At 53.2% G+C, this 9,233-nt stretch carries 9 protein-coding genes; 1 reads left to right on the top strand and 8 read right to left on the bottom strand.

Annotated elements, in window-relative coordinates:
• Positions 1-1,362 precede the first annotated feature (1,362 nt).
• The 6 genes from ACWVCN_RS04960 to ACWVCN_RS04935 form a co-directional block, all read right to left on the bottom strand.
• A complete protein-coding gene (locus ACWVCN_RS04960; protein WP_455244410.1) occupies positions 1,363-3,195 on the bottom strand; it encodes a GspE/PulE family protein in 1,833 nt (610 codons plus the stop codon).
• Between the two features lie 26 nt (positions 3,196-3,221).
• A complete protein-coding gene (locus ACWVCN_RS04955; protein ID WP_455244409.1) occupies positions 3,222-4,640 on the bottom strand; it encodes a hypothetical protein in 1,419 nt (472 codons plus the stop codon).
• Positions 4,641-4,717: 77 nt separating this feature from the next.
• Positions 4,718-5,461, bottom strand: a complete 744-nt coding sequence (locus tag ACWVCN_RS04950; RefSeq protein WP_455244408.1) for a hypothetical protein — start codon at positions 5,459-5,461, stop codon at positions 4,718-4,720.
• 11 nt (positions 5,462-5,472) lie between these two features.
• The gene (locus tag ACWVCN_RS04945) at positions 5,473-5,964 is read right to left on the bottom strand and encodes a type IV pilus modification PilV family protein (RefSeq protein ID WP_455244406.1); all 492 of its coding nucleotides are present in this window, start codon (positions 5,962-5,964) and stop codon (positions 5,473-5,475) included.
• Positions 5,961-6,419: a GspH/FimT family pseudopilin gene (locus ACWVCN_RS04940; RefSeq protein ID WP_455244405.1), complete on the bottom strand. Its 459-nt coding sequence runs from the start codon at positions 6,417-6,419 to the stop codon at positions 5,961-5,963. The genes ACWVCN_RS04945 and ACWVCN_RS04940 overlap by 4 nt, the downstream gene beginning before the upstream one ends.
• A 248-nt stretch (positions 6,420-6,667) precedes the next feature.
• Positions 6,668-7,450, bottom strand: coding sequence for a prepilin peptidase (locus tag ACWVCN_RS04935; RefSeq protein ID WP_455244404.1), 783 nt, complete (start codon positions 7,448-7,450; stop codon positions 6,668-6,670).
• Positions 7,451-7,668: 218 nt separating this feature from the next.
• Here ACWVCN_RS04935 and ACWVCN_RS04930 point away from each other — a divergent pair, with 218 nt between their 5' ends.
• Entirely contained in the window at positions 7,669-7,950 is a 282-nt protein-coding gene (locus ACWVCN_RS04930; RefSeq protein ID WP_455244403.1) for a response regulator transcription factor, read from the top strand.
• On the opposite strand, the gene rlmB is transcribed toward ACWVCN_RS04930, so the two are convergent.
• Both rlmB and ACWVCN_RS04920 read right to left on the bottom strand, forming a co-directional pair.
• Positions 7,931-8,719 carry a 23S rRNA (guanosine(2251)-2'-O)-methyltransferase RlmB gene (gene rlmB / locus ACWVCN_RS04925; protein ID WP_455244402.1) on the bottom strand — a complete coding sequence of 263 codons (789 nt, stop codon included), beginning with the start codon at positions 8,717-8,719 and terminating at the stop codon, positions 7,931-7,933. The genes ACWVCN_RS04930 and rlmB overlap by 20 nt on opposite strands.
• A partial coding sequence (locus tag ACWVCN_RS04920; protein WP_455244401.1) for a DALR domain-containing protein occupies positions 8,694-9,233 on the bottom strand: 540 nt, incomplete at its 5' end. The genes rlmB and ACWVCN_RS04920, both read right to left, overlap by 26 nt.

The raw sequence follows: 9,233 nt of genomic DNA, 5'->3' as shown, positions 1-9,233 counted from the left end.
GATTGGCCCTCAAGTGGACAGCAAGGAGCATGCCCATCCAACCTTCTCTCCTCCTTTGCTAAGCCGTTGAATTCGTAACGTGTTACGGACCATTGTCTCCTCTTCGGCGGCGTTAACTGAGCATCTGGTCGACAATTTTTGACGCCCTCATCCAGAATTGTCGTGGTAACGAGCCCTCTCGGTACACTCAGAAAACGCACATCACGCCGAGCTAGCCAGGCTAAAAAAGTCGCTGTGGATGCTTAGGTATTTCGGGATACTCTCTGAGGATGCATCTGAAGGCGTCATCTCAGCATTGCAGGAGTCTGGAATCTCTACTCGGTGGGAATCTCTTGTCGGCTCTATACTCCACGCCAGTTTTCTTCGCTCCAAGCCACGCGCACCATTTCTTCTTGGACATATCGAGTTCAGGCTTCCCACACAACATTCATCGGTGCAGTGTTTCACAAGATTCCAGGTGAAGCCTTTCAAGATGAACAGGGCGGTGCTGAAGAAGGTGAGAATAAGACGGGCGTGTGGCCAGTTGTCTAGCCACACGCGTCTCTATACTGCGAGCGCTGCTAACACAGAGAACAGCCGGAGGAAAAAGTCGGAGTCGGTGAAGGTGCAGGGGCAGACGACGTATCGCCCGTAGAGGTCGAGGTCGGAGCAGGAGGGTTTGGATCTTGGTCGACGCCGGACCCGCCTGGCCTATGCTCATTCTGCTTCAGCTGAGCATTGTACCGACCATCATAACCGTGAACGTCGGCTTTAGTATTTGCATTCTCCAATCCCTCACCCCGGTGATCCTCATAGGCCGGGGAACAGTGCGGATCGCAGACCACCTGCTGTGCCACGCTCACTCCAGAGGAAATGGCAAGAGGGATTGAGAGAGCTATGCTCGCGGTAATTATCTTCCAGTTAACCATAGATACCTCCTTTGCACCAACGCACCTATTTGTTCATGAATCATTTGTGGATCTATCGCGCCTACATACGAGATTTTGACCACCTGATTACGCATGGGTCATGCCCGGGACAAGGCTCAAGAAAATCAAATAGCTACGCGACTAGGCCGTGTTCGTGTTTCTCCGAATAGCAAACTTTGTCCAAAAATGAGACAAGAAAATGTCACTCGCAGGCTACTGTATTCCCCTGATGCTGGGGAATATCCACTCTTTGGAGCATCTGACATCAGGAATGCATAGTTACGAGCAACCACTTACCCACAAAGATCAATCCGACTCCTATTCCGAAATTGCCGCTTTGGGAAAGCTATATTTAAGTCTCTGCAGGGATGGAATGCGCAAGGAAATCGTGTAGTGCGAGCTATTGCGACACATCTCATCGTGCCATTAATCACATGTTCCACTGGACCAATGACTATCTTGTCGCCACAGTACGCACCTGCCGGTAGGTGGTAAACCCTTTAAGAACTTTTCGTATACCGTCTTGCAAAAGAGTAACCATTCCCTCTGATATGGCCTTGGCTAATAAATCGCTTGTGCAGGCTTTCAATTGAATGAGCTGCTTGATGTCCTCGGATCCCACGAGCCATTCGTGAAGAGGCACCCGACCTTTGAATCCGGTACGTAAACAGGCCTCACAACCTCGTCCTCGCGAGAGTCTCAAACCTTCGTGATACTCAACTTCCAGCGGTTTCCGACAGCTCGTTCCGTGTCCAAGAAGTAGTTCTTCAAACTCCTCACGTGATGGGTGATACGACTCCGTGCACTTCGGACAGATCCGTTTGCAAAGCCTGGTCGCAAGCACACCGAGCATTGCGTCCGAGAAATTAAACGGGTCGCATCCCAGGTCGAGCAAGCGAACGATCGTCTCAACTGCGCTGTTGGTATGAAGCGTGCTGAGTACAAGGTGCCCAGTGAGGGAAGCCTCGATCGCGATATCGGCTGTTTCTCTATCGCGCATTTCGCCGATCATGATGACGTCGGGATCGGCTCTCAGGAAAGCGCGCATCGCTGTCGCAAAAGTCAGATCGATCTTCCTATGCACTTGGACTTGGCGGAGTCCATCCTGCGTAATTTCAATGGGATCTTCCGCGGTCCAGATTTTCCTTTCCTCAGTGTTGATATGCTTCAGAATGGCGTGGAGCGTTGTCGTCTTTCCCGATCCAGTAGGTCCGACACAAAGAATTATCCCGTGGGGCCTTTGCGAGAGATCTTTGATCGAAGACAACACATCGGGAGAGAATTCCATAGCTTCCAATGGAATCGGTTCCTTCGCCGTCAGAAGCCGCAGGACGGCGTCTTCATTCCCGCTGCCGGTCGGCAAGGTGGCCACGCGTATCTCAATCTCTCGTTCCGGCCCCAGCCTGAACCGGATCTTTCCGTCCTGAGGCTTTCGCCGTTCCGCAATATCGAGATTGGCCATGATCTTGATGCGGGACACCAGGGCCTGACGATAGCCAGCAGGTACTCGCATATAGGTAAAACAGCTCCCATCAACACGAAAACGGATGGACGTCTCTTTCCTGTCCGCGTATGGTTCGATGTGCAAATCCGAAGCGCCAAGACGGTCGGCTTCGGTGATGAGATGATTGGCCAGTCGAACAATGGCAGAATCATGTTCATCCAAGACGCCCGACACGGGAGCGGCAACCGGCTCGACAGGAATGGCCTCCTCCAACTCGCTCAAAATCGTCTGGATTGGAGAAGACGCCTCCTGACCCTTTGCCGCCTCAAGAAACTGCTCAATGTCACAACGAAGACCGACCGCATAGCGGATGGTCAATCCAGGGAAACTCCTTCGCACATCCCATCCTTTTTCGATATCGTGAGGGTTCAGCGTGAGCACGTCGAGGAGCCGTCCCCTGCGGGCGATAGGCAGCCATTGATTCCGCTTGAGATAATCGAGATTCAACGCTTTCAGGAGACTGGCATCGATTGCTGTCCGCTCGTCAAAGGGGAGATAGGGGCACTGAAAATAGTCGCTAAGTGCGGCGCCAAGGGCCTCTTTCGGAACCTGATACCGCTCCAGGAGCAAGGTTTCAATATCTTGTCTTTCCCCTTTCGCTTCTTCCGTAGCCCGCTCCAGGTCTGCCTTGGAGAGAATTCCTTTATAGACGAGAGCATCCAGCACATTCTGCTCAATCGATTGTGTGAAAGATTTTGTTCCTCGATCGTTATTCCTCGACGAGATCTCTAGGGATCCCGAATGGCCCGACGTCCCTGGAAATGGCACATCGGTCTTGGCCATCGGTGTGCTTTCGACTCAACCGTGCGTTAATACATCAGCTGCCAGGTCCCTGGCATTCGATAGACGACCGGAAGCCCACGGAAGTTTCCTTTGCCAAGGTCTGCGTTGTACCAGACTTCAAGTAGAACTCCCTGGTTGCTCGCGACAAGTGCTTCGGTGGTAATAACTGCGCCGTAGAATCGAACGGGTCGTTCGATTGAGATAGCCCCTGCAGCATACAGAACCCCGTTAAAATGAATCCCCGAGAGAGTCACTGGGATTCGGCTACCAAGCGAATCTAATCCCTCAGGCGAAGGGCTCAAGACTGGAATGGAACGTCCTGAATCGGTTGGTCTTAGCTGTACATGGCCCTGTACCACCAGCAAAGCTTCGAGATAGTCGGTGTCGAGAATCAGTGTGCCAAGATTGTCTGGACGAGGAACTTCACCGTCCACTGTGTCGATAAATACAAGGCCGCGACTCTGACCTACTGCTGCCGATTTGAGTACATCGGAAGGTAACAATCCCGGATCGGAATCCGGTTCTCCAAGTTGATGAAGTCGACCGTTCCGATCGAGACGGTAATAGCTCCCGTGTTGTATCGCTATCCTCTTTAGGAGATCGTAGTCCCAGTGGTCGAGCCTTACACCTGGTGTGGGGTGTTGCCGAAGATGCACATTTACGGGAATCACCGGCGTCTCGGATGCCGGCGGTGTAAGCATCTCGACCGTGCCTCCAATCCAATAGTCTGTCCATCTGTCTTCCAAGCGCCCCATCGATTCATACGTTTGTCCCGTCACCGCCGCGGTTTCATTCTTAACGATCAGGTCGTCGACCTTATTGATCGTCAGATCGCCCAATACGCGGATGTCTCCCCAGTGAACGAGTACCGGCACTTCACCGCCGGGCTGGAATACTCCCAATGGCTGAGCGGTTTGCACGGCGGAGCGAATGGCGGGAATGTTCAAAGCTCCTATTTGAAAACGAATGGTTCTCGAAAGCGGCCTCCGCCCGACCGTTGAAGCAGTCACCTCCAACGTCCCCAATAGGCCCGGTTGCAATGGGGCGTAGAGCTTCATCTGCTCAAGGCGACCGAGAGCAAGAAGTGAGTTCCCAAAGCCACTCGATGAACTATTAAGAATGCGATCGTCGTCGAGATTGGCCCTATCGAGGGAGATATCTGGGCGATCGGCTGTTCCCACAAACTGTGAGCGGCCAGCGGCGTCAAAGAATGATGGGCCACTATTTGAGTCGCCCTGCCGCCTTGCGAGCAATCCTGCAATCGAAGAAGGCGTTTTCTTCGGATCGTGAAACCAACTCACCACCAACTCACCTGCTGCATCTGCCAACTCTTGGGCGATACTTTCCTCTTTCATTCCCGTGATTCCAGGCACATCTTGGCCGGCCAGGTGGAAAGCGGACATGCTCAACAAAATGAGAATCATGAGCAGCAGCAGGACTCCCATGAGGACGTGGCCTCGAGTATCTCGTCTGTTGCAGTCCTGGCTATGCCGGTTTCTCATACTAACCTCGACGATTCTGTCTATGTCCTAAGACTGATCTCTCTGGTCGCCTTCATCGAATTGCGGGGAAATGCGATTTCCACGATGATCCGTCTCACAAGTTCTGGACGGGTCGTCACATGTCCCAGATCGTTCCAATAGGAAAACTTCACTGCCTCAATCCCCCCGATCAACACGCTGGCCCCTCCGTCTATCTGCCTCAGCAGTCTCAGCGACCCGTGTTCGTCGGTTCGACCGTAGTACCGGAGATGATTCATCACCGTAACGGATGCACCAGCTGGAATCGTTCGTGGTACTGGTTCTAGCAACGTCAGGAGATTCCGCTGCCCAGTCTTGGCAAGCGTGAATTGTTCGCAGAGATTTTTCCAGCAAACACGCAGGGTTTTACGGCCAGGCCAGCCGCTGCCGTTCTCTACCGAAAGAACCGTCTGTCCAATCGCGGCCAAGGCTGTTAAGTTCGTAGCGTACCCGTGAACGTTCGCTACGAATTCCACGGAATCTGAGGCTATGCCGATGAGCGATCCGGATCCGGCCAGATGTAGCTCCTGTTCGAGAAGCTCCATTCCCAAACGGTAATCTTGCTCCTCGATGACGCGTCCTTCGTAACGGGAGAACTCACGCTGGAAGAATGAAAGTGAATGAAGCATAGCCCCCAACACGAGCAGTCCCGCAGCTAACGCCCCCAAGAGTTCGAGCAGACTTGCACCGGAAGTATCCAGCACGAAGAAGATATGTTTAGACCTTGAAGTATCGGAGATGACCACCGCTCCTCTCCCTAATTGCTGCCAACAAAGGCCGGGTTCGCACGGATCGTTGCGAGTCGAATTTCTTGCCACCCGCCGGTGGTTTGGAATGAGGCTCGGACTTCAAGGTCCGCAAGTGCTGATTCGGACAAATGGCCGGCATGATTAAGGGCAACCGTCCAGTTCAAGACAACCCCACCATGTTCCCACTGAGCTGAGTAGATGCTGTCCCCGGCGATTCGATCACCACTGTGACCATTATCATTCATGAAGACCTCTGCCACGCCGTCGTGATCGACATCGTCCATCAACAACTGCTCCCATCGGACAGATCGTTTCGCTTCGAGCCTCGATTGAGCCATAGCCAGCGCCCTTGTCCGCAGCGCACTTTGACCTATGGTTTGCTCCGCCGTTGCAAAGGCTCCCATGGCGCTTGCCAGCCCGATCATCATCAACGCCATGGCCACGAGCACCTCGGAGAAACTGGCTCCCTTCGTCGATGCAATCCAACGCGGCCACGTCATGACATCACTACTCTCCCAGTCAGGCTGACAGTGAGTTTCCAAACCGCCCCCTCTGTGTCATGCAGCGTGATCGTCGTGGCAGTTGCTGCGCGCCCGCTCGGATGGAAAAAGAGTTCCGGTCCGGCCGTTGGTTCATCTACGATCACGCTCTTTTCAGCATATCGATAGACATCCAAGATTTCTGAATGATCCGTTCGACATATACGGATAACTTTCTCGCCCAGATCGAATCGGACAACCAGCCTCTCTCGCCTCGCCATAGCAAGGTGCCTGGCCATCCTGATCTCGGAGGCGATTTCAGCCGCCGCGCTTCTGACGTGGGCTCTAGCCATCATCGCCTGATAACCCGGCACCGCTATCGCCGCTATAATTGCTACGATGGACACCACAACCAGGAGTTCCATCAGGGTTGTTCCCGATTGATGTCGACATCGCGCTCTACCCTGTTTCGTCATATTGGAATCCTATTCGTGCAACATACTGTTTTCGACAATCCAAGACACATGCCTATCGAAAACTGCGAATCAATTTCCTAGATTATCCACAGAAAGAAATGAGAGATTGGCAGAACTTTGTGGATCTCAGGTCAGATAGATTCGGCGAAAAGCTCAAGCCTTTCGCCGGACGAAGATTCACGTCAGCAAGAAAGATTCAGATACAGAAGTGTGTGAAAGAGATACAACGTGAGAGAGGAGGCGATCACTTAGTAGCTGGGAGGAATGAGCCCCTGATACCAATCCAAGAGAGGCTGGGAAAAGAACAAGGAGAGGAGTGCACCCAAGACCAGAAACGGCCCGAAAGGAATGTACTCGTCACGCTTGAGGAATCGAAGAGCCATCAAACTTATCCCAACGACGGAGCCGACTAACGACCCGATCATAATAGTCAGAAGCGCGGGCTTCCAGCCGAGAAATGCGCCGATCATGGCCAACAATTTGATATCGCCTCCGCCCATTCCTTCCTTGCCGAACAAATAAGGACTAGCCCATGCAAGGGCCCAAAGAATACCTCCCCCCACCGCTACACCGAGCAAGGCGTTGGTCATACCCACGGGCAACACTGTAGCTGCACCCAGTAAACCTAGAACAATGCCCGGCAATGTCACAGCGTTTGGGATAATTTTGTGTGACAAATCTGTTCCAGTGACGACCAGCAACGAAGAAAAGAGGATCGCGTAGAGCACCGTCGTCCACGTCAGACCGAACGCCCAGAGAAGAGCGAGGTACCCGAGCGCATTCGTTGATTCGACCACCGGGTAGCGAATCGGGATCGGTGTATGGCAGGTACGGCAGCGGCCACGCAACCACAGGTAGCTCAGCACAGGGATATTGTCGTAGAAGGCAATGGGAGTCCCACAGGAAGGACAGTGCGATCCGGGCCAGACAATCGACTCACCGCGTGGAAGCCTGTAGATGCAGACATTGAGGAAACTCCCAATCAACGCGCCGACCGTACCGGCAATAACGTAAGAGAACCCGTCAAGCATTGAAGAAATCTCTTCGATTACCCCGTACTGGTTCTTTTGTACGGTGAATGGCTAAGTACGTATTTTTACTAGGGCCATTATGCAATGGTTTACACATATTTCTGGACTGCCTATAATCGCCGCGCTTCGCCGTCTCAACGGATGGCACAGGATCGGCGGATCCAGGTTCGACGTGCATTATAGCTGAATCCATCCCGCGTCAAAGGAGAAGAGAAAAGATGGCACGGATCATCAAATCAAAGTCCAAACTCTCTCTCGTCGATCTCTCACCGCCGCCACGTAAGAAACGGCCGGAATCATTGACAAGCCGCGAGCAGGAGATTCTTGAATTGATCTGGGCTGGTTTCAAGAACAAAGAAATCGGCCAGCGACTGAAGATCAGCGTCAAGACCGTGGAAGCCCACCGAGCAAACATGATGAAGAAGATGCGGGTGTCCAATACGGCTCAACTGCTGAAGACCGCAATTCAAGGAAGCATGATTAAGATTCGGCAGGCGTAGCGACCGGCTTCTTCGCCGCTCGTTGCCGCAATCCCTCGAACAGCGTCACTGCTGCTGCAGCCGACACATTCAACGATTCGACTTTCCCCATCATCGGAATCGCGGTTCGATCGTCGCATTCCTTCAAAACACCAGGACGAATGCCCGTCCCTTCACCCCCAAGCACGAATGCGATAGGACCTGTCATATCGATATCCGTATATTGCTTTTTCGCTGTCGGCTCAACCGCGTAGACCCAAATTCCACGTTCTTTAAGGTTCTCAATAAGTCGAGAGAGATTCACAACCCGTGCGACCAACATATGGTCGAGCGCACCGGCCGACACTTTTGCTACGACGGACGTAAGTCCGGTTGCGCGACGCTCCGGAATGAACAGGCCATGGACGCCTGCCGCTTCGGCAGTCCGCAAGACAGCGCCCAGATTATGCGGATCTTCCACGCCATCGAGGATGACGAGGAACGGGGCCTCGACGCAATGGCTGGCACGCTGCAGAATATCTTCCGTACTGCTGTAGGCCTTAGCTGCGACAAATGCAATGACGCCTTGATGTTTCCCCTTCGGAACCAACCGGTCGAGGGCTGCAGGAGGCTCAATGCGCACCGGAATGTGCTTGGCCTTCGCTTGCTGAACGATGTCGGAAAACTGATGATCGGTTCGCTGGACCAAGAGACGCTGAAGGGGACGGGTTCCGGCTCGAAGCGCCTCGCGAATCGCATGCAGCCCGTAAAGGAGTTCCGGTTCCTCAGCGTTTCCAGCGACTGGTGCCATCAGGCTTATCCTCGATCGTGATGCCCAGAGCGGCAAGTTCTTGCCTAATTTCATCAGCCCTCTTGAAATCTTTTTTCTTTCTGGCTTCCAGCCTTTCAGCAATCCTTGTTTCGATTTCTGCGTCAGAGATTCCCGGCGTTATCTTAATTGTCGGAGCCAAACCGGAAATACCAAGAGTGCCAGACCCCGGCTCTATGTTAATGTTGAATTGCCATCGTTCTAACTGAAACAATCCCACTATCTGGCCGAGAGCACGAAACGCCTGTCGTGCCCGCTGCCTCCCCTCTGTCGACAGACCGGACTCGAGCAGCTTGTTGACTTCACCTCGAAGCGTTTGGAATGCGGCAAGGACCATGGGCGTATTGAGGTCGTTGTCCATCGCAAGTTTAAATGCTTGTGTGGCCTCATTGATCTGCTTCCCAAGAACTAGCTCGACTTCCTCTCTCCCCTTTCCAGGTTCGGCTAGTCGATTGAAGAGATCGTAGAACCCGTTCAAGGCATTCTTGGCCTCTCT

This window comes from Petrachloros mirabilis (assembly GCF_975968855.1).
This window is presented reverse-complemented; position numbering and strand designations above follow the sequence as displayed.

Coding starts and splice junctions, on each gene's coding strand:
- ACWVCN_RS04960 (WP_455244410.1), bottom strand. CDS start 3,195: ATGGCCAAGACCGATGTGCCATTTCCAGGGACGTCGGGCCATTCGGGA.
- ACWVCN_RS04955 (WP_455244409.1), bottom strand. CDS start 4,640: ATGGGAGTCCTGCTGCTGCTCATGATTCTCATTTTGTTGAGCATGTCC.
- ACWVCN_RS04945 (WP_455244406.1), bottom strand. CDS start 5,964: ATGACGTGGCCGCGTTGGATTGCATCGACGAAGGGAGCCAGTTTCTCC.
- ACWVCN_RS04940 (WP_455244405.1), bottom strand. CDS start 6,419: ATGACGAAACAGGGTAGAGCGCGATGTCGACATCAATCGGGAACAACC.
- ACWVCN_RS04935 (WP_455244404.1), bottom strand. CDS start 7,450: ATGCTTGACGGGTTCTCTTACGTTATTGCCGGTACGGTCGGCGCGTTG.
- ACWVCN_RS04930 (WP_455244403.1), top strand. CDS start 7,669: ATGGCACGGATCATCAAATCAAAGTCCAAACTCTCTCTCGTCGATCTC.
- rlmB (WP_455244402.1), bottom strand. CDS start 8,719: ATGGCACCAGTCGCTGGAAACGCTGAGGAACCGGAACTCCTTTACGGG.